The following is a 21,659-nucleotide window of genomic DNA, read 5'->3' as shown; positions in this document are numbered from 1 at the left end:
GTGAATCCTTTGCGAAGTATTGCTACCGAGAAAAGATCGCCAGTCAATTCAAATCGACATGTTCTGATCATTATTTGCTTACTATTTGTATTCCTATTATATATTTCATCTACGACAGGACTAAGCTCAGTTTTTTCGACTACTAAACTACAAGTCTTTAAGATGATCTTTATTAGTATTATTATCGAAGCTTTGCCTTTTATTTTAATCGGTGTATTCGTTTCAGCAATCCTTCAGGTTTTCGTTACAGACCAAATGGTCCAAAGATTTATACCAAAAAATCCTTTATTAGGTATAATCGCAGCAAGTGTTTTAGGCATCATTTTTCCAATTTGCGAGTGTGGAATGGTACCTGCTATTCGTAAACTGATTAAGAAAGGCATGCCATTGTATGTTGCTGTCACTTTTATATTAGTCGGACCGATTTTAAATCCAATTGTGTTTTTATCAACAATAACAGCTTTTCGTAATCAACCAACTGTTGCATATTATCGTATGGGACTTGCTTTTGTAGTTGCACTAATCGTGGGACTGATTGTTTTTCAATTCGTTAAGTCAAATCAATTACGAGAACAGGTCGATCAAACAAAGGAAAATCATGATCACAATCATAAACACAATACCGCACTACATACCGATAAAAATAAATTCATTATGATTGTTGGGCATGCAGTAAATGAATTTTTTGATATGGGGAAATACTTAGTTTTCGGTTCGATTATTGTTGCTCTACTTCAAATTATCATTTCTCAGAGTAGTTTAATAGAAATAGGAAAAAATGGTCCAACATCAAATTTCCTTATGATGGGATTAGGCTTTATTTTATCTCTTTGTTCAACATCAGACGCCTTTGTGGCTCAATCACTTCAAACGATTTTTACAAAAAGCTCGTTAATTGGATTCATGGTTTTTGGACCAATGATCAATATTAAAGGGATTTTTATGATGCTTGCTGTTTTCCGATCTCGATTTGTTTTATTACTTAGTACGCTAGTTTTCATTTTTGTTTTTATTGGAACGCTTGTTTTACAGTCTATTAATTTATAAAGGCAGTGAGATACTTTGAAAAATAAAATCAACTCCACTTCGATTCATCATTTTATAAAAGCTGCTATTCTCTTAGGGCTCGCTATCTATATTTTTCAATTGACACTTACAGACGAGATCCTGCAATTTATCGTACCGGAGCTTGTCATTTATGTAAAAATTGCAACTGGTATTCTTTTGATTGTCGCAATTGTTCAAATCTATATAGCCGTTCTTTCATTAAAAAGACATGTTATTATTTGTGATTGTGGTCATGATCATAGTCACGACCAAGTTTTTAGCCATGAGCATCATCATCTTTTAAAAAAATCAATCGTAAAAGATATTTTTATTTACAGTCTGTTTTTATTCCCTCTATTGCTCGGGTATATTTTGCCAAACCATGCGAGTTCTAGTTCACTTGCTAATAACAAAGAAATGAATTTTAAAGGACTAGCTGTTCAAGCTTCTTCTAATGGACAGGTTGTTGAGGTGGAAGGTCATGAGGATCCTGCATTAAAAAAAATATTCAAAACAAATGTGTATGATCAAGATTACGCTAAACTTGGAATGTTACTGTACAAACAGAGTACAATCGAGATGAAGGACAAGTGGTTTATTGAAAAACTACAATCAATGAATACATTTGTCGACAATTTCCAAAATAAACAAATTAAAATTAAGGGGTTTATTTATAGAGATCCTAAATTAGCGGGTAATCAATTTATCATTGCAAGGATGGGAATGACTCACTGTATCGCTGATATTTCTCCATTCGGTATTATTGCAGAATCAACTAATTCACAGCAATTTGCTAATGATTCATGGGTAACAATAACTGGTTCAATCGGTAAAACCAGTTTTAACGGGCAAACCGTCATCAAAATAAATGTTGAAAAATCAGAGCCAGCTATATCTCCAAGTGTTCAATACGTGTATCCAGATTGGAACTTTGGGTCAAAGCTATAGCTTTAAAACTAGTTTAGAGGTGTTTATATGGGATTAAAGTATGGAAGTCTATTTTTAGTACTCCTTCTTACGTGTTATAGTTTTAATCATTTTTATCGAAATAAAGAGAGATTTCCTAGTACTTTAAAATCAACGATCTCTTTATTACTAGGTGTATCCTCAGCTACAATTAGTTTCTTAATCATGTTAACAACAAATTACAATTTACTATTGGCTTTCATTCTGAACTTATTATTAGTCTTTTTAATTTTTGTTTTATCGAAGAAACTAATTGATAAAGGCGTTACAGAAACTTTAGCATCTCTACTCGGGGCATTTATCGGGTTTGTCATCGGCTATATGACATTCTTTTCAAGTAAAACGATTGTTATTGTGGATATCCTGTTTATTATTTTTATTTATCTATTATTATTTTTCGTTGATCGAAAGTTAGTCTCAAATTCAAATCAAAAAAATAAGAATACGAAAGTTCATAACGAATCATCAAACAGTACTGTAATATTAACTTCTATTCTACTTATATTTGTCATCATATTTACCGTTAATTTGAATAAAGTAAAAGTTGGTGTAATTGGGCAACCACAAAAGCAAGCTGCAAAACAAGATGATCAAAATGATCTTCAATACGCAACAATTCACGTAACACCATCAGGATTTAGTCCGAAAAATACAATCTTTAAACCTGAGACTATGACTAAAATTATTGTTGATGTTGACCAAGATGCTGGAAAAAATTCAAGATTGGCGTCCGCAGACTTAGGTATTAACATGCCATTGAAAACTGGAAAAAATATTCTCTTATTAAATAATCCATTAAAAGGAGAATACGAAATCTCTTTAGAGCCCTCTAAATCTGTTGGTAAGTTGCTTGTTAAATAAATATTTCAGACTGTTGACAAACGCTCGCTTTCTTCGTTGCTTCGCCTGTCTGCGGTGCTCATTACCGTCTAGGGTAACTCCGCTCCTCACCAGGCTTCGCGCCTCGAAAGACAAGCGCTTGCAATCAGTCTGAAAATCAAGTTTTTAGTACTTTGTCCACACACTGAAATCCATAAGTAATTGATTTTACTTGTGGATTTTTTTTGTATAAATAGACAAGCACCGTTAAATAATCTTACTATCTAATCCATCATTACAACTAATTAAGGTGGATTAATAATTTTTTTAGTTTATCACATTTCTATCACAATTTTAATTTAGAATTTAAAAGTTGGATTATTTTTTAATATACTCCAATAGATATGAGGTGACGCAAAAAAAATGAAAATCCGAATTATGGGGTTTTCTTTCTTAATATTATTGATTGCTGCCGCTTTTTTTCCGTCCTTAGCTTCAGCACATGCTTATATCATCAAATCTACACCTGCCGAGAATCAAGTTTTTAAAAATTCTCCTCAACGTATTCAAATACAATTTGATGAATCAGTACAATCTGCATTTCATTCTTTACAGGTTTTAGATGAATTAGGTAATCGTGTTGATTTGCGAAATGGCAATATAAATAAGGAAAATCATTCAATTTTAGAAGGAAGCTTAAAACCTAATTTGCCAGATGGAAATTATCATATTGTTTGGAAAGTGATTTCCAGTGATGGCCATTCAGTAAATGGTGTAATTCCGTTTAGTGTAGGCAAAGTTGACAGTAAATCTACTATTTCGAGTAAACCTACTCAATCGTTATCAAATGCAAACGTAATGGGAACTTATTGGATCGAATATATTAGTTTACTTTTATTTGTTGGACTATTATTTTTCAGTTTATTTGTTTACAAAATCGATAAGAACAATCGAACTGTTGCTTTTAAAAACACAAAAGGTTTATTGCTATTCTTCTATTTTGGGATATTATTTAGTGTTTTAATTAGCCTTTTTGTTGAAACGAAGAATTATACAAATGGAACATGGCCATCTGTTTTTCACAAGAACTTACTAATGGAAACAATAAACAATACAAAGTTTGGAAGCGTTTGGGTGATCCAACTTCTATTACTAATCGTTCTGGCTAATTCATTGTATATGGCTTATAGAAAAGAGCAAAAAAATTCATTCTATTGGTGGCTAAGTGCTTTTTTCATTGGCATTTTCTTACTACTTGCAAAAGCATTTATTGGTCATGCTTCAATGCAAAATGATCGATTACCAATTCTATTTGATTTCATTCATTTACTTGCTGTTTCCATTTGGCTAGGAGGATTAATAGGAATAAGTTATTTACTTCCTAAAATCAAAAAGGAAGAAGGGAATACTGAAAATTACTGGAAAACCGTACAACGATATTCAATTTCAGCAACGATATCAGTCGCACTACTTTTAGCAACTGGTATTTATGCAAGCTTAAAGTATATTCCTAACTATTACTCACTATTACACACAACCTATGGTAAGGTTTTATGCGGAAAAATTATTTTATTTCTTGTCATGCTCGTATTAGGGCTAATTCATTTGATCAAGGGGAAACGAAGTAAAAATAGATTAGGTAAATCAGTTTGGTTTGAACTAAGTATCGGAATAATCGTTCTTGCACTATCATCCATACTTACTAATCTGCCTACTGCAATGGAATCTCCTGGTCCATATAGTGACATAAAGCAAAATAAAGGATATTCAATTTCACTAAACACTACTCCGAATATAGTCGGTAAAAACACTTTTAAAATAAAGATAACAGACAAAAATCATCATAATGTAGATTCTATTCAACAAGTTACACTTACCTTTACTAACACTGACATGAGCATGGGTAGTAATACAACACAAGCAAAAAAAGCTTCATCAGGTGTTTATGAAACGCAAGGGTTTTATACAAATATGGCAGGTCATTGGAAGGTGAAAGTCCATATTTTAACTAATTCTCTTGATTCGGTAGATGTAGAATTTAACTATATAGTGGGTAGTAAATGATTTATTACATTCAAAGGAGACTAACAAAAATGAAAAAATTCATTTCAAAAACAACTAAAATTATTGCTTCAGCTTTCGCTATGACAATGTTCTTTACTGGAATTGCAAGTGCACATGTTGTCGTAATTCCTAAAACTTCAACTCCTGGTGCTTGGGAAACATATACGATGAAAGTACCAACTGAAAAAGAAGTACCTACAACAAAAGTTACACTTAAAATTCCTTCAAAATTTGAATTTGTTTCATATCAAGCCGTTCCAGGATGGAATTTTACAGAAACAAAAGACGCGAACGGAGTCGTTACATCCGTAACTTGGAGTGCACAAAATGGCGGGATTTTACCAGGACAATTCCAACAGTTCGTATTTATGGCAAAAAATCCAGAATCTGAAGTAAATGGTGCTTGGGATGCTTACCAATATTATAAAGATGGTAGTATTGTAGAATGGACTGGTGACGAAAAATCAGATGCACCGCACTCGATTACGAGTATCGTAAAAGACACAACGGTAAAAGAAGCGCCTGCTAAAACAACAAATGATACAACTGTTAAGGAAGATAATGAGAAATCAAATTCAAGTAATACTTCTTTAGTTATGTCGATTGGGGCAGCTATCCTTTCGGTGATCGCTTTACTGATTGCGATTCTTAAGAAGAAATAAGATTAATTTATATAGATAAAATCATAAAATGAGGGTGCCCAAAGTCTTGGCACCCTCGTTTTTTTTATTTACTATAAACCAATTTAAAATATCTTCCGCTGTTGTCGATCATCTTTCAAAATTTCTACAGCTTCTCTAAATCTCTGTGAATGAACAATCTCACGTTCTCTTAAAAATCTCAAACTATCATTCAAATCCGGATCATCAGAAAGGTCAATGATCCATTGATACGTTGCCCTTGCCTTTTCTTCAGCTGCAATATCTTCATATAAATCTGCAATCGTGTCTCCCTTTGCTTGGAAAAGGTAGCTCAGCTATAGAGTACTTTTGGTGTTAATTTTTAATTGTTTTTTCAGAAAATAACTAAGTACAAAACTTAATCCACCTAATATATATAGATATATCTTTATTTCTTTTAACCGTTCCACTCCAAAATTACTTACAAAAACACATGCTACGCAAACTACAAATATTATTTCAAGTAGTGTAATAAAAACTTTCAATTAAATTACCTCCTGCTGATGAATATTTTCCCCATAACTTCCTCTTGATTTTTCAAATAAAAATAAGCACTAACTATTCTTGAGAATAAACATTTGCATACTCTGTGTTTATTGATTAATCAAAATATGAACCTGTATTATACTATCTAATCTAGTACTTTCAGCGTGATATTTTATTATTCATATTAACTCTTCGTCCACAGAATATACTTTTACATTTTTTACCACATTTTTATCTCCAGTAAAATTTTACCACATTTTTATATTTTAGTAATTTAATGAAAATTTAACTATATTTTAGTAAATGTTAATTGATTTATTATATGCTTCATGTTAGAAGTGAAGAAAAAAAATTTACTAAAATAAAAACCTGTTCCCGATAAAATACAAGGAACAGGTTTGAAAAACTATTATTCAGGAAGAACCAATTTAAAAAATCTTCCTCTGTTGTCGATCATCTTTCAAAATTTCTACAGCTTCTCTAAATCTCTGTGAATGAACAATCTCACGTTCTCTTAAAAATCTCAAACTATCATTTAAATCCGGATCATCAGAAAGGTCAATGATCCATTGATACGTTGCCCTTGCCTTTTCTTCAGCTGCAATATCTTCATATAAATCCGCAATTGGATCTCCTTTTGCTTGGATATATGCAGTAGTGAACGGTACGCCGTCTGAATTATGGTAGAACAGTGCACTATCATGAGATGCATAGTGTGTATCTAGTCCGGCAGCTTTCATTTGGTCTGGAGTTGCGTCTTTTGTTAGCTTATAGATCATCGTCGCAATCATTTCTAAATGAGCAAATTCCTCTGTTCCGATATCTGTTAATAGTCCTATAACTTTATCTGGAATTGAATAACGCTGATTTAAGTATCTTAAAGCAGCTGCTAACTCACCATCTGCTCCCCCATATTGTTCAACTAAAAATTTAGCAAGCATTGGGTTGCAGGTACTTACTTTAACTGGATATTGTAATTTTTTTTGATAAATCCACATGAATATTCCCTCCTTCTATACCTGCCATGGCCACGGGCCTTTATGCCAGTTCCAGTTTTGATCTGAATAACTGCCACCAAATTGATATAATGGTCCATATTTTGACTCGAAATTAGCTTCAATTTGTTTTTTGTATTGAACATATTGATTAAATTGGTTAATTGTATTTTGATCATCTGGATGAGTATCTAAATATAAAGTTAGTTCTACAAGTACGAAATCAACAGCTTGCAGTTCCTCTAAATACTGGTAATACTCTGGAGGAAATTGCTCAGTCATTATTAATCCCTCCTAGCCTTATATGGATTGTCGTAAAAGTCATAAAACACTTTCCATAAAGTACCTTTTTTTAATGCCTCTTTGTACGAAAATTGCTCTAGTCCTGGTGGCTGAAATCCTAAATATAAATGTGGAGGTGTTGAGTAATATTTTGTACCAATTGGTGGACACGGGTCATTCGGACCATGAAAAACATTCCATGATTTAACAGGGGTAAATTGAAGTCCTTGATTATTTTCGTTCAAACTGATCACTCCCTCAAATAAAAAAGACATCCACTATTTCCACTATATTCGAAAGAAATATAAAAAATGAATTTTATCGTTCAACGAAAGTTCGTCTATTTACTTCAAATGCCGATCGAATGCCTGATTCAACTGCGCCTTCAATCCATGCGGGTGCAGAAGACGTATGTTCACCGGCAAAATGAACTCTCCCTTCAGGAGTGGAAATAAACGGTGTGAGCTCTCTATTTTGTTCTGGCTTGAACATAGAAAACGCTCCCCCAGAGTATGGATAAAGAGCCCAACTATGAGTGTAACCTGTAATAAATTCTGTATAAACTTGGTTACCATAGATAGTGGCCAAATTACTTAAAGCATTCATTATCCGATCATTTTCAGACATACTATCCCAAATCAATGCATCATCTTCCCAAGTATAACTAGCTAAAACGATTCCCGATCCATTTTTACCATTATGATTACTTGGGTAATATGCAAATCGGATTGGTAAATCTGTGGTTAATTTCCCACCTAATGTCCCATCTTTCTCCCAAAATCTAGTTTTAAACTGAAGTCCTATTTTAGTAGACGGAACATAGTGTAATTCACGTATAGCTTTCCATTTATCATAAGAAAATGAATTTCTTGGAACCACTTCAATAAAGTTTAATAACGAAAAGGGGATAGTAATAATGGCATAGTCAGCGGTAGTTTGATAAGGCAGATGGCTTGTATAATGATCTGAGTGAATTGTTACTTGATTATTCTCTTGCACTATTTTATTCATTTTTTGACCAAAGAATAGATTATCCTTTAATTGTGTTAAAAACTTTTTAGGTAGTTGATCATTTCCACCAGTAATCTCGTAAAACTTAATTTCCTTTGAAAATAATACAATGAACTCTCTTAAAATAGCAGTAAAGGCAAGCTCAGGAAATCCTTCCATCCCTTGAAGTACTTTTACTTTTTCAACAGCACCAGGTGATAAAGGAGTTCCAATTGGGTTATATCTTAAAAATGACTCCATCGAATGATGATCATAATTTTCAATAATGTTTTTCCAGTTTTCATCAGGATTTTGATGAATAAAATCCATTGCAGATTTTAACGATATCTCAATTAACTGATCAACATTTACCCCTTTTTCATTATCCGCTACGGGATAACCTAAAATATCTGGATTTTGTTCATATTGCTTTTGTGTTGTCTTTATCCCGTTAACATAGATAATATCCTCTGACTTCCCATTTATAAATTCGTTTATCTTTAAATTAAATTTACGAATATATTCAAGTACAAGCTTATGATCCGAAGCAATACGCATTGCGCCCAATTCCAAGTATTGATCATTAATAAAAGGTGCTCTTTTCGTAAAAATTCGTCCACCTACTCGACCATTTGCTTCTAAAATCGTCACTTCATGTCCTGCTTCCTTTAATAAAGAGCCCGCTACTAATCCTGAAATTCCCGCTCCTACTATAACAATCTTTTTCGGATTATTTGTCTTCTCTAGTCCATTTTGTATTAAAGTAACCATTTCATCCTTCGATAGACGCCTACCAGATGTACTATTCATGTTCCCTCTCCTAAAAAAATTATTTTAGTTCATAAGATTTTTATTCAGTGAAATATTTCATTAGAATAACAAATCGTAATATGCATGAAATTTTTTGGGAATTTTTAACATTTTAATTATGAGTTTTAATTTTTGGAGATATGTTGCACCAGTTTCTGTATTAGAGCTTCCAGTTGAAATAATAGAAAGGGTTAACAAATTCTTGATTTATAATCAGAAATAACAAAACAACACTCACTTTCGCTGTGAGTGTTGTTTTTAATTTAAGTTCTATTCTTTTATAAATTCCTTCGTACTTCTAACAGTATCAATCTGACGAACCATTCGTTCAATTTCATCACGTTTTGGTTCTAAGAAAGGAGGTAAAGATAGTTTTTCACCAAGTGTTTCATAAGGTTCGTCTCCCATAAATCCTGGGCCGTCTGTAGCAAATTCGAATAAAATTTGTGGAGCAACTCTAGCGTATAAAGATTCAAAGAAATGTCGATCTACATAGCCAGAGTTTGGTAATCTAAATGAATCCAGACGTTTAATCCATTCTTTTAATACAGATGTATCTTCTACACGGAATGCTACATGGTGAACAGTACCGAAGCCTTGGTAAGCTTGTGGTAGTATTTCGTTATGTTCAGCGATAATTTGTGCCCCGTTTCCACCTTCACCAACTTCGAATAAATGGAATGAACCTTCTTTATCAATCTCTTTAAATAAAAGTACTTTTTCAACTACTTCTTTAAAGAATGCGAAATTAGCTACACGAATAAAAATTGGTCCTAGTCCTGTAATTGCATATTCTAAAGGAACGGGTCCTTTTTGCCATGGTGTACCTGAAGCAATTCCTTTATTATGTTCATCTGAAATTAATTGATATTGCTGGTCGTCGAAATCAACAAAAGATAATGTTTTCTTACCAAACTGTGTTTTGATTCCTGTATGCTTTACATTTAAACGATCGAATCGCTTCACCCAATAATCTAATGCAGTATCAGTTGGTACTCGGAAGGATGTTTTTGAAATTTCATTTGTTCCATGTGCTCCTTTTTGAATACCAGGGAAATCGAAAAATGTCATGTCCGTTCCAGCGTTTCCCTTATCATCCGCAAAAAATAAATGGTACGTTTGAATATCATCTTGATTGACCGTTTTCTTTACTAAACGCATTCCTAAAACGTAAGTGAAAAATTCATAATTCTTTTCTGCACTACTAGTTATTGCTGTTACGTGGTGTATACCCTTTAATCCGTTCATTGTAATTCCTCCATATAAATTATTTATATATATAAGCTTTTTTATTTTGTGAATCTATTGCTGAAGAATACTGAAAAAATTAATTTAAATTTATTTTGAATTCAATATATCTCGAATTCGAGATAAATATATCATGTAATTCTTTTTCCGTCAAACTGTATTTATTATTAGAAAAAAACTCTGGCAAATTTGCCAGAGTCTCCTGATTAACATCTATTCACTTACTCTAAATGGTCGATCTAGTTCAAAAAGATTGCGATATCGGTCCTCTGTTTTGAAAAGTTCATTATGTGAGCCTTTCATAGCGATTTTACCTTTATCTAAGAAAAGAATTTGATCCGCCATTTCTGCACCAATTAAATGGTGTGTAATCCACAATACTGTTTTTCCTTCTAATACTTTAAAGATTGTTTGAAGTAGTTTTCTTTCTGTTATTGAATCTAATCCGACAGTTGGTTCATCTAAAATAACAATTGGTGTATTTTGCAGAAGTATTCTGGCAAGGGCTATTCTTTGTCGTTCCCCACCAGAGAATCTTACACCTGTTTCTTGCATAGGTGTATTATAGCCTTCTGGAAGTGAGGCTATATAATCATGCAGTTCGACCATCTTTGTAACCTTTATTACCTCTTCATCACTTGCTCCTGGATTTCCTAAACGAATATTATTTAAAACTGTAGTATCAAATAAATATGGCTTTTGATTAAGTACAGACACAACTTTCGAAACTTGATCTCCTAAAGATACACTTTCGATACCATTTAATTTAACGCTTCCATCAATAGGAGTCTCTACTCCTTCGATCAGTTTAAGAATTGTCGATTTTCCTGAACCACTTGGTCCTAATAAAGCAGTTTTTTTGTTTTCTTCAATACTAAATGAAATATTATTTAATATATTTTCGCTTTCCGAGTAATAAAAAGTTACATTTTCAAAATCGATTTTTCGATAATCATCAATATTCCCTTCTAAAATAGGCGATATGTGATTGCGATTCACCTCTTTTACTCCTTCTAAACGATTGACTGAGTCCGCATATAAAGGCACGCTTCCAAGAGAATTTGATAATGGAATAAAAGCTTCTGTTAAAGGAAATAAAATTAAAACAAATGCAGCGATAAAAGTTTTTGGAATTTCTCCAGCCATACTTTCATTCCCTGCCCAATATAGCATCATTAAAACTAAAATTGCTACAATAAATTGTGCTATTAAATCGCGCCATCTTCTAAATCTTTTTTCCTTGCTTTGGATATTTCTTAACGATTCATCCATTTCTCTATAACTATTAATAAAGCTATTTTGTTTACCACTAAAAAGCCAATCACTAATGCCCATAACTGCATCAGTAAGATTCTCATATAAATGACTCTTTTCCTTTTTCATTTGCTGAGTACGTGCTTTTTCAACTAATAATGATAAAAGTGGTAAAATCCCTATTAAGACAAAAGATACAATACCCGTTAATAATGCAAAAGGAACGGAAAAGAATCCAAGTGCTACTACCGAAATAACATAAATAAACAATGAAGCAATTCCAGGGAAAATAGTTTTTAAATAAATATCCTGTAAATATTCAATGTCATTTGCTAAAAGTCCTAAAATATCCCCTGTTTTAAAATTCGAATTGATACTAAGTGCATACGGTTCAAGATTACTAAATAATCTTGTTCTCATTCTAGATAGGATTTTTAAAATTGTATTGTGTCCGACTAGTCTTTCAACATATTTAGAAGCTGACCTGAAAATACCAAATGTGCGTACAGCGACGATTGGTACATAAATCATTAAAATATTTTCAGGTCTAGTTGCTGCTTTAGAGATTAAATAGCCGGAAGTGTACATAAGAGAAGCCGCTGCAAATATAGTCAGTGAACTTAAGAAAATCACGACTATAAATAAACGACGATTTTCCTTTATATATGGTAAAATCCATCCATTTTTATTCAACATATATTTACCTTCTAACTATGAATTAATTGATAATAATGACCTTTTTTCATTAATAATTCTTCGTGAGTACCAACTTCAATTATGTTACCTTCATTCATCACAATAATTTGATCCATTTCTTTCATCCAATGTAAGCGATGAGTAGCTAAGAACACTAATTTATTAGAAAATAGCTGAAGCATTGTTTGTTTTAATTCAAACTCTGTTTCAATATCAAGATGGCTTGTGGGTTCGTCTAATAAAAGAATTGGCCGATTTTCCAGAAATGCTCTAGCAAGCGCGACTCGTTGACCTTGCCCCCCACTTAAAGCTCTACCACCTTCTCCGATTTTTTCTTCTAATCCTTTTGGTAATTCTTCCATTAAAGAAGCTAAACCAGCTTGAAAAGCTGCATTTTCAATTTCTTCAGTAGAAGCATTAGGTTTATAGAAGCATATATTATCGTTTAAAGATTTTGAAAAGATGTAAGGATTTTGTGGAATGTAGATTAACTGTTTATGCCAATCTTGAATTTGTAGATGCGATACCTCTTTCCCTGAAATATGAATAGTTCCAGTCGATGGCTCTAAAAATCCTCCGATTAAGTCTATAAGTGTTGATTTTCCAGAGCCACTTTCACCAACAATCCCAATTTTTTGAAACCCTTTAATACTCAGATTTATATTAGTTAAAATCGTTTGACCATCTTTTTCGGGTTTTACTGATACATCTTTTAAATTAATACTGCTAACTCGATTCCAATCTGGTAGATGAGTATTTTCTTGTACATTAAACTCCTGCTCATCTAAAATATCTTGCATTGCTTTTCCAGCTTCTTGACCATTTAACGTAGCATGATAATCAGCGCCTACTTCACGAACTGGTAAAAAATATTCAGGTGCTAGAATTAAAATCGTTAATGCTGGGCCTAATAAAATTACTCCGTCAATTAAACGAAGTCCTAAAAAAACAGCAACTGTAGCGATTGACAACATCGTAAATAAATCTAGTGCAAATGATGATAAAAAAGCTACTTTTAATGTCCCCATCGTTGCGTCTCTGTATCTTTCACTTACACTTTCAATTTTCTTTATATGTTTTCTACTTAATCCAAGAAATTTTAATGTTTCCAAACCACGTAATGAATCAGTAAAATGGTTCGATAATATTCGGTAAACCTTCCATTGTTTGTTGGATTTCTTTTTAGCTGCCAAACCGAGTAAAATCATAAAAATAATAATGATTGGAAATGTTACGATTAGTATAAGTGCAGAAACTTTATCAACAAAGAAAATATAGATTACGATTACTGGTGAGACAATTGCTAAGTTAATCATTTTCAATGGAACGATTTCTAAAAATTGTCTTAATTGTGTAGTTCCTTCCATAATAAGCGTTACAATATTACCTGTTCCTGATTTTCTTGCAAATCTAGGACCAAGTTTAAAAAGCTTCTCTAATACTTTCATTTTCATTTCGGTTGAAGCAATGTCTGCAAAATGCTCTGAACATTTCTGTTTTATAGTCGAAATAATATAACGACAGATAAATGCGAGGATGAAGAAAATAGTAGCGTATATAATATCGCTACTATTTTTTCCATTGAACAATTTGACAATAGCTTGTGAAAGCATATATGCCTGAATAATAATTGCCGTTACTTGTATAATTGTTAAAAAAGATAGGATAATTAATAAACGATTTATCCCTTTATATTTAATAAGATCTCTTCCCATTAATAAGTCAAATCCTTTTCATCCACTCTTTTTCTAAACACATAATAGCTCCAAATTTGGTAGCCTAGTACGAATGGTAATAATGTACATGCAACAATTGTCATTACTTTTAATGAATAAGGACCAGATGATGCATTATAAACAGTTAAGTCATACGTATTTTTAATCGAACTAATCATGACTCTTGGGAACAGAGACGTAAACAATGTTCCGACTGTTAGTACTATTCCAATTCCTGACAAAGCGAATGCCCAGCCATCTCGTTTTTTAAAGATGAATATTGTAGCAAGAATATAAGCTACTACGATTAATACAATAAGTGGAACTGTTATATGTGCTTTTACTTTAAACATATCAGTTTCAAAATATGCCATACCAGTGAATGCAACTAAGAATAGGAATACTGGTATGATCACCATACGCGCTAGAGAACGTGCACGGTCTCTTAATTCTCCTACGGTTTTTAATGTTAAAAACATTAATCCGTGTAAGAGGCATAATAGTGTAACAGTAACACCGCCGACTACTGTGAACAAATTAACATAATCTGTAAATCCTGCAGATATATTCATATTTTTATCAATTGGCATACCTTTAAGGATGCTTGAAAATAATACACCGAATAAAAATGGTGGTAATAAACTACCGAAGAAAATTACCCAATCCCAGGCTTTAGCCCATTTACGACTTTCAACTTTCCCTCTAAATTCAAAAGCAACACCACGTCCGATTAATGCCATTAATACAAATACAAACGGAATATAGTATCCACTAAACATCGTTGCATACCAATTTGGGAATGCTGCAAAAATTGCTCCACCTGCAGTTAATAACCACACTTCATTCGCGTCCCAAAACGGTCCAATAGTATTTATTAATATTCTTCTTTCAGTATCATTTTTAGCTAGTAGCTTTGTAGATATACCTACCCCAAAGTCGAAACCTTCTAAGAAGAAGAACCCTATAAATAAAACTGCTACGAGTAAAAACCATAATTCATTTAACTCAATCATACGATCGTAACCTCCCTTTCAAACGGATCAACAGTAGGAGCTTTTTCAGTTTCAACATGGTGTGTTCCTTTTTTAATTTCTTTCACAAACAAGTAAACTAAAACAGCTGCTAAAATTGCATACATAGTTGTAAAAGTTGTGATTGAAAAAATGAGTGATCCTTTTGAAACATTCGGTGATACAGATGCAGCAGTAGTCATTAAGCCGAATACTGTCCATGGTTGGCGACCTATTTCTGTCATAATCCATCCAGATGTATTTGCAATAAATGGTAAAGAAATTAATAAAATTGATGCCTTTAAGAATAGATTTTTTGATTCTAATTTCTTACGATAGCTAAAATATAAACCTAGCATCGACATTAAAATCATAACCATTCCTGCTCCTGCCATAATTCTAAAGCTCCAGAAAGTTGTATTGACTGGTGGAATATAGTTTCCAGGACCATATAGTTTCTCGTACTGCTTTTGTAATGTATTCATACCAGGTACTTTACCTTCAAACTTTTCATAAGCTAGATAACTCAATAAATATGGTACTTCTACTTCAAGTTTATTTTCTTTCTTTTTCGAATCAATCAGACCAAAGACCATCCAGCTTGCAGGGTCGCCACTATCATCCCATAGCCCTTCACTTGCAGCCATTTTCATCGGCTGTGTTTTCATTAAATGCTTCGCTTGAGAATGTCCGCTAAATGCAACTCCAATTCCAGCTATTAGCGCGAACACCATTGCAAGATTAAACGCCTTTTTGAAAAGTTCTGTTTCTTGTTTTTTTAAGATTTTATACGCACTTACACCGGCAACAAATAACGCTCCAGTTGCTAATGCTCCAGCAATCGTGTGAGGAAACTCAACTTTAAGTTGTGGATTTGTTATGATCGCTAAGAAGTCCGTCATTTCTGCACGGCCATTTTTAATCGCAAATCCTACTGGCTCTTGCATGAAAGAATTGGCTGCTAAAATCCAAAATGCAGACATTAAAGTTCCGAAAGCAACTAACCAAATACACATTAAATGAATTTTTTTATTCAGTCGTTCCCATCCAAATATCCAAATTCCTAAAAATGTAGATTCCATAAAAAATGCTAAAAGTGCTTCAATTGCAAGTGGTGCACCAAATACATCTCCTACAAATCGAGAGTATTCAGACCAGTTCATACCAAATTGAAACTCTTGAATAATACCTGTCACAACACCAACTGCGAAATTAATTAAAAATAAATGCCCAAAGAATTTTGTTAACTTTTTATATTCCTCATTATTTTTAAAAACGTATAATGTTTCCATAATTGCTACCATAAATACTAAACCTATTGAAAGTGGTACAAATAAAAAATGGAAAATCGTAGTTGAACCAAATTGTAATCTTGCAAGCTCTAACACACTCACAGTGCATCCCCCTTAGGATAAAGATCATTTCAAAAAAATTTTCATTCAGCTCGAGCAAAACTTTGAACATTTTTTCACAAATAATTCATTAAGTAAATTTCAGAGAACCATTTAATGGTACCTCTTGTTACTACTAGTTTACTTTTTCAAAGGGGTTTTTGACTTAATCTTATTTGTCTAAATCGTGTCTATAAATTGTCTATTTTGTGACAAAGTTCACATTTTCAGTTAAAGTTATATTTTCATGATAAAGAAAACTCGCTAATTGACGAGCCTTTAGTCGAAGACAGAGACGTAGTTGTAATTATACTTAATTCCTAAAATTAGCAATTAAGCCGAGTATTCTTCTTGGTTGCCAATTTATACTTAACGTGCAAAATAATCGCCACTTTTTACTTCTTTTGCCAAGAGCTGATTAAATGAAAAAAACATTACTGAAAGCAACCCCATATTGGCATTGCTTCAATAATGTTCGATTGATTATAAGTAAAAGTTGTTCATTTCTTAAGCTAAAAATACCGCTCCATAAACAAGAGCTCCCCCGATTACATAAGCGGGGTGAATTTTCCAACGTTCTAAAAATAATAAGGAAAGAACACTAATAATAATTGTTTGCGTTACACCTACCCCATTATATGAATCGTTAAAAAAGTCAAAGGCCATAATGCCAAGTAATACAGCGATTAAAGGTCTAACTAGTGAAGTCATTTTTTTAACTTTTGGTGAATTTTTATGCTTCATTAAGATACTTAATAAGGCAATCATCAAAATTAGAGAGGGTGCGATTGATGCAAATAATCCTACAAAGGAACCAAATACGCCTCCCTCAACATATCCGATATAACCGGCCATTTTTGTAGCAATTGGACCTGGAAGGGCATTTCCTAGTGCAAGTACATTACTAAATTCAACTGAAGTCAGCCATCCGTACTTATCAACAACTTCATTCTCAATAAGAGGGATCGAGGCAGGTCCTCCTCCGTATCCGAAAATTCCGGGTAAGAAAAATGCTAAAAATATTTTCCAATAAATCAAGATGCCTTCACCTTCTTTTTCTTTTCATTTTTACTTTTTGAGAAAAAGGCATATCCAACTAAGCATCCAATTAAAATAGCAGGGTGTACATTTAAAAAATATAAAAGTATAAAGCTAACGATCACGATCAAACTAGTGATTTTCCAGCCAAGAGATTCTTTCGATTTCTCAATAAATTCCCATGTTAAAGTTGCTAGCATAACTCCCACTACTGGAACAACTGCATTCGACATGCCTTGTACCCAGGCAACACCTTTAAAGTGATTTAGTGTTGATAATAGTAGCATAAGTAATATAACAGTCGGTAAAGTTGTTGCGATAACAGCATTTAACATACCAACTATGCCACCTATTCTCCAACCCATGTATCCTGCAAGTTTTGTTGCGATTGGCCCTGGAAGAGCATTTGCAATTGCTAGTACATCTGAAAAGTCATCCTTATCCAACCATTTATTCTTATCAACAACCTCTGTATGGATCAGTGGTATAGAAGAGGGACCTCCTCCGTAACCTAACATTCCTACTCTAAAAAAAGCTAAAAAAAGTCTCCATTGATTTAACATTGAACCATTCCTTTACCAAACTGCAATTGCGCCATCTGTTCTAGATTCTGTTCCTCCCATTAGCACCCCGGTCCTAGGATTGCGCCAAATAATTTGACCCCTTCCGAAACTGCTACAATCTGTAGCCACTTGAATTTGATGGCCTTTTCTTGCTAGTGCCTGGGCAAGGTGATTAGGAAAATGCGGTTCTACGACCACTTTTTTCCCTTCCATCCACTGCCATCTAGGTGCATCTAATGCACTTTGAGGGTTCAGCCCAAAATCCACAGTATTCATGACAACTTGTGCATGACCTTGTGGCTGCATATATCCTCCCATAACTCCAAATGGCCCTACCGCTTCACCATTTTTTGTTAAAAACCCTGGGATTATTGTGTGATATGTTCTTTTACCTGGCTTAAGTGCATTAGCGTGTTCCGGATTTAAAGTAAAATCATGGCCTCTATTTTGAAGAGCAATACCTGTATCAGGAATTACGATCCCTGAACCAAATCCCATATAGTTACTTTGAATAAAGGAAACCATATTCCCTTCTCCATCAGCAGTCGCTAAATAAACAGTACCACCTTTAGGCGGCGTATAGTTTTCTGGCTCTATCGCTTTCTCACAAATCAGTTCTCGACGTGACCCGGCATATTCTTCTGATAATAATTCGTCTACATCAATATCCATATGCTCTGAATCCGTAATAAACGCTTTTCCATCTGTAAAAGCTAGTTTCATAGCTTCTATTTGCTTATGATATGTATCAACGTCATCTTTTGTAGAAAAGTTAAAACCTTTGGCAATGTTTAATGCCATTAACGCGACCAACCCTTGTCCATTCGGTGGAATTTCCCAAACATCGTATCCACGATAATTTGTCGAGATTGGTTTAACCCATTCTACTTTATATTCACTTAAGTCTTCTGAACTAAGATATCCGTTGTGTTCTTTCATAAAGGAAACGATTTTTTCTGCTAAGTTACCACGATAAAAACTCTCAGCATACGTTGCTCCGATTTCGCGTAAAGTTTCTGCATGTGCTTTAGATGACCATAGCTCGCCAATCTCTGGTGCACGTTCATTAGGTGCAAATATTTTGAACCACTCAGCAAATTCTGGTGTAGTAAATTGCTTTTTGAACTTTTCGTATGCTATACTCCAAAACTTACCTAAAATAGGTGAAAGTGGGAAGCCTTCTTCTGCTAGATTAATAGCCGGTTGTAAAACTTCTTCTAATGGTAATTTACCAAAACGTTTTGATAATGCAGCCCATGCAGCAGGTACTCCAGGTACTGTAACTGGAATAACTCCGTAAGTTGGCATCTTCTCAAGACCTTGTTCTTTTAACTTTTCAATCGAAATTGATTTTGGGGCAGGACCACTACCGTTTAAACCATGTAACTCCCCGTTTACCCAAACTAGTGCGAATGCGTCTCCACCAATTCCGTTTGAAGTTGGTTCAACTACCGTTAAAGCAGCAGCTGTGGCAATTGCAGCATCGATTGCGTTACCACCTTTTTTTAATATATCTAACCCCGCTTGTGCCGCTAAAGGTTGTGAAGTTGCTACCATTCCATTTTTTCCAAAAGTCGTATGGCGTTGTGCTGAATATGGATTGTTTAAATGATCAAACTGCATTTGTATCTTCTCCTTTAAGCATCTACATGGTGACATGCAACAAAATGATTTTCTTCAATTTCCTTCCACTCTGGTTTTACTTGCCCACAAAGTTCTGTTGCTAGTGGACAACGTGTACGGAATGTACAACCTGATGGTGGGTTAGCTGGATTTGGAATTTCACCTGTCAAACGAATTTTCTCAGGTCTTTTTCCTACCTTTGGCCGTGGAATCGCAGATAGTAAGGCCTTTGTATAAGGATGTAGTGGGTTATTATATAGCTTGTCTGCTGGTGCTAACTCAACTGTATTCCCTAAATACATTACTAAAACTCGATCACAGAAATATCGTACGACTCCTAAATCATGAGAGATAAATAAATAAGTTAAGTTATATTTTGCTTGTAGTGATTTTAAAAGTTTTAATACTTGTGCTTGTACCGACACATCAAGTGCCGACACTGCCTCGTCACAAATAATTAACGATGGATTAAGGGCAATCGCTCTTGCAATTCCAATACGTTGACGTTGTCCACCACTAAATTCATGAGGATATCGATCATAATGATTTTCATTTAAACCTACCTCACGAAGCAAACCGAGTACTCTCTCTTTTCTCTCTTGTTTTGATAGATTCGTATGGATGACAAAAACTTCTTCCAACGCATCTCCAATTCGTTGTCTTGGATTTAATGAAGCATATGGATCTTGGAAAATCATTTGCATTTGTTTCTTAAAATCATTTCGACTTTTATTCGATAAATGTTGGATTTCCGTATTTTTAAAAAATACTTTTCCGTCAGTAATATCTTCAAGACCTAAAATCGTTTTTCCTAATGTAGATTTACCACAACCAGATTCACCTACAACTCCTAAGCTTTCACCTTCTAATAATGTTAAACTCACTTCTTCAACTGCCTTGACATGACCTTGAACTTTTTTTAGTAATCCTCCGCGAATCGGATAATATTTTTTAACATTTCGAAGCTCTAATAGAGTAGATTTACTTTTTGTTAGAGTCATATCGCATCCTCCTCACTCAGCCAACATTTAACTGTGTGTCCATCCTTTATTGTAAATTCTTTTGGGACTTCAACTCTGCAACGTGCTAATGCATGTTCACAACGTGGATGAAAACGGCAGCCAGTTATTTGTTCATTTAAGTTTGGTGTAGAGCCTGGAATCGCTTCTAATTCAAAATCAGGATCATCTACATTTGGTACAGAGCTTAATAATCCCCTGGTATATGGATGACTAGGATGATTAAAAATCTCTTCAACCGGGCCTTCCTCTATTTTTTCTCCTGCATACATGACCATCACTTTATCAGCAATTTCAGCTACGACTCCCATATCATGTGTAACCATGATAACACCCATTCCAAGTTGTTCTTGTAACTCATGGATTAAATCTAATATTTGAGATTGAATCGTAACATCAAGTGCAGTCGTTGGCTCATCTGCAATTAAAAGCCCAGGGGTACACGCTAATGAAATAGCAATCATAACCCTTTGCCTCATACCTCCACTTAACTCATGAGGATATTGAGTCATTCTTTTTTCAGGATATGGTATTCCTACTTGCTTTAAAAGTTCAATTCCCTTTTGATTTGCTTCTTGTTTAGATAGCTTTTGGTGGATCATAAGTGGCTCACGCAGCTGATAACCAATTGTGATAACAGGGTTTAACGCAGTCATCGGCTCTTGAAAAATCATCGATATTTTATTGCCTCTTATTTTTCTTAATTCATCTGTTGTTAATTTAGTTAAATCAGTTCCTTCTAAATGAATTGAACCGCTTTTTATTGATCCATTACTTGGCAACAATCCCATAATAGACAAAGAAGTAATACTTTTTCCGCAACCTGATTCGCCAACTATACATAAAGTTTCACTTTTATTAACTGAAAAGGATACGTTTCGAACAGCTGGGATTTCTCCATCAGCTGTTCGGAACGTTGTTACTAAATTATTTACAGATAGAAGCTCTGTTGACATACTATTA

19 protein-coding genes and 1 pseudogene are annotated in these 21,659 nt (G+C 33.8%); 5 read left to right on the top strand and 15 right to left on the bottom strand.

Annotation, left to right across the window (positions count from 1 at the left end; translation table 11 throughout):
- Nucleotides 1-9 precede the first annotated feature (9 nt).
- The 5 genes from B6K90_RS19690 to B6K90_RS19670 all read left to right on the top strand — a co-directional run bounded on the left by B6K90_RS19690 (nucleotide 10) and on the right by B6K90_RS19670 (nucleotide 5,558).
- Entirely contained in the window at nucleotides 10-1,047 is a 1,038-nt protein-coding gene (locus B6K90_RS19690) for a permease (RefSeq protein ID WP_235821858.1), read from the top strand.
- A 15-nt stretch (nucleotides 1,048-1,062) separates the two neighbouring features.
- Entirely contained in the window at nucleotides 1,063-1,995 is a 933-nt protein-coding gene (locus B6K90_RS19685; RefSeq protein WP_088014464.1) for a TIGR03943 family putative permease subunit, read from the top strand.
- Nucleotides 1,996-2,022: 27 nt separating this feature from the next.
- A complete protein-coding gene (locus tag B6K90_RS19680) occupies nucleotides 2,023-2,874 on the top strand; it encodes a hypothetical protein (RefSeq protein WP_088014463.1) in 852 nt (283 codons plus the stop codon).
- Nucleotides 2,875-3,255: 381 nt separating this feature from the next.
- Complete coding sequence (locus B6K90_RS19675; RefSeq protein ID WP_088014462.1) at nucleotides 3,256-4,896, top strand: copper resistance protein CopC; 1,641 nt, start codon at nucleotides 3,256-3,258, stop codon at nucleotides 4,894-4,896.
- 29 nt (nucleotides 4,897-4,925) lie between these two features.
- Nucleotides 4,926-5,558 carry a YcnI family copper-binding membrane protein gene (locus tag B6K90_RS19670; protein ID WP_088014461.1) on the top strand — a complete coding sequence of 211 codons (633 nt, stop codon included), beginning with the start codon at nucleotides 4,926-4,928 and terminating at the stop codon, nucleotides 5,556-5,558.
- 83 nt (nucleotides 5,559-5,641) lie between these two features.
- Here the strand turns inward: B6K90_RS19670 and B6K90_RS19665 are convergent.
- From B6K90_RS19665 to B6K90_RS19590, 15 genes and pseudogenes are all read right to left on the bottom strand, one after another.
- Nucleotides 5,642-5,869: pseudogene (locus tag B6K90_RS19665) on the bottom strand (manganese catalase family protein); the annotation flags it as partial.
- Nucleotides 5,870-6,490: 621 nt separating this feature from the next.
- Complete coding sequence (locus B6K90_RS19655; protein ID WP_088014459.1) at nucleotides 6,491-7,060, bottom strand: manganese catalase family protein; 570 nt, start codon at nucleotides 7,058-7,060, stop codon at nucleotides 6,491-6,493.
- 15 nt (nucleotides 7,061-7,075) lie between these two features.
- A complete protein-coding gene (locus B6K90_RS19650) occupies nucleotides 7,076-7,339 on the bottom strand; it encodes a spore coat protein CotJB (RefSeq protein WP_088014458.1) in 264 nt (87 codons plus the stop codon).
- A 2-nt stretch (nucleotides 7,340-7,341) separates the two neighbouring features.
- Nucleotides 7,342-7,584, bottom strand: a complete 243-nt coding sequence (locus B6K90_RS19645; protein ID WP_235821857.1) for a spore coat associated protein CotJA — start codon at nucleotides 7,582-7,584, stop codon at nucleotides 7,342-7,344.
- Nucleotides 7,585-7,657: 73 nt separating this feature from the next.
- Nucleotides 7,658-9,139, bottom strand: coding sequence for a flavin monoamine oxidase family protein (locus B6K90_RS19640; protein ID WP_088014456.1), 1,482 nt, complete (start codon nucleotides 9,137-9,139; stop codon nucleotides 7,658-7,660).
- A gap of 270 nt (nucleotides 9,140-9,409) precedes the next feature.
- Complete coding sequence (locus B6K90_RS19635) at nucleotides 9,410-10,387, bottom strand: ring-cleaving dioxygenase (protein ID WP_088014455.1); 978 nt, start codon at nucleotides 10,385-10,387, stop codon at nucleotides 9,410-9,412.
- Nucleotides 10,388-10,600: 213 nt separating this feature from the next.
- Entirely contained in the window at nucleotides 10,601-12,334 is a 1,734-nt protein-coding gene (cydC, locus tag B6K90_RS19630) for a thiol reductant ABC exporter subunit CydC (RefSeq protein WP_088014511.1), read from the bottom strand.
- A 14-nt stretch (nucleotides 12,335-12,348) separates the two neighbouring features.
- Nucleotides 12,349-14,052 carry a thiol reductant ABC exporter subunit CydD gene (gene cydD, locus B6K90_RS19625; RefSeq protein WP_088014454.1) on the bottom strand — a complete coding sequence of 568 codons (1,704 nt, stop codon included), beginning with the start codon at nucleotides 14,050-14,052 and terminating at the stop codon, nucleotides 12,349-12,351.
- Nucleotides 14,052-15,065 (bottom strand): cytochrome d ubiquinol oxidase subunit II, encoded by a 1,014-nt coding sequence (cydB, locus tag B6K90_RS19620; RefSeq protein ID WP_088014453.1) that lies wholly within the window; start codon nucleotides 15,063-15,065, stop codon nucleotides 14,052-14,054. Before cydB ends, cydD begins: the two co-directional genes overlap by 1 nt.
- Nucleotides 15,062-16,456 (bottom strand): cytochrome ubiquinol oxidase subunit I, encoded by a 1,395-nt coding sequence (locus B6K90_RS19615; protein ID WP_088014452.1) that lies wholly within the window; start codon nucleotides 16,454-16,456, stop codon nucleotides 15,062-15,064. Before B6K90_RS19615 ends, cydB begins: the two co-directional genes overlap by 4 nt.
- A gap of 504 nt (nucleotides 16,457-16,960) precedes the next feature.
- On the bottom strand, nucleotides 16,961-17,491 hold the full coding sequence (locus B6K90_RS19610) for a chromate transporter (protein ID WP_088014451.1): 531 nt from the start codon (nucleotides 17,489-17,491) through the stop codon (nucleotides 16,961-16,963).
- Nucleotides 17,488-18,054 (bottom strand): chromate transporter, encoded by a 567-nt coding sequence (locus tag B6K90_RS19605; protein WP_088014450.1) that lies wholly within the window; start codon nucleotides 18,052-18,054, stop codon nucleotides 17,488-17,490. The genes B6K90_RS19610 and B6K90_RS19605 overlap by 4 nt, the downstream gene beginning before the upstream one ends.
- Nucleotides 18,055-18,066: 12 nt before the next feature.
- Nucleotides 18,067-19,677 (bottom strand): gamma-glutamyltransferase, encoded by a 1,611-nt coding sequence (gene ggt, locus B6K90_RS19600; protein WP_088014449.1) that lies wholly within the window; start codon nucleotides 19,675-19,677, stop codon nucleotides 18,067-18,069.
- A gap of 14 nt (nucleotides 19,678-19,691) precedes the next feature.
- The gene (locus B6K90_RS19595; protein WP_088014448.1) at nucleotides 19,692-20,678 is read right to left on the bottom strand and encodes an ABC transporter ATP-binding protein; all 987 of its coding nucleotides are present in this window, start codon (nucleotides 20,676-20,678) and stop codon (nucleotides 19,692-19,694) included.
- Entirely contained in the window at nucleotides 20,675-21,652 is a 978-nt protein-coding gene (locus tag B6K90_RS19590; RefSeq protein ID WP_088014447.1) for an ABC transporter ATP-binding protein, read from the bottom strand. The genes B6K90_RS19595 and B6K90_RS19590 overlap by 4 nt, the downstream gene beginning before the upstream one ends.
- Between the last annotated feature and the right edge of the window lie 7 nt (nucleotides 21,653-21,659).

Source organism: Gottfriedia acidiceleris, assembly GCF_002128425.1.
Lineage (GTDB): Bacteria > Bacillota > Bacilli > Bacillales > Bacillaceae_G > Gottfriedia > Gottfriedia acidiceleris.
The sequence above is the reverse complement of the archived record's forward strand: the minus strand, read 5'-3'. Positions and strand labels throughout refer to the sequence as shown.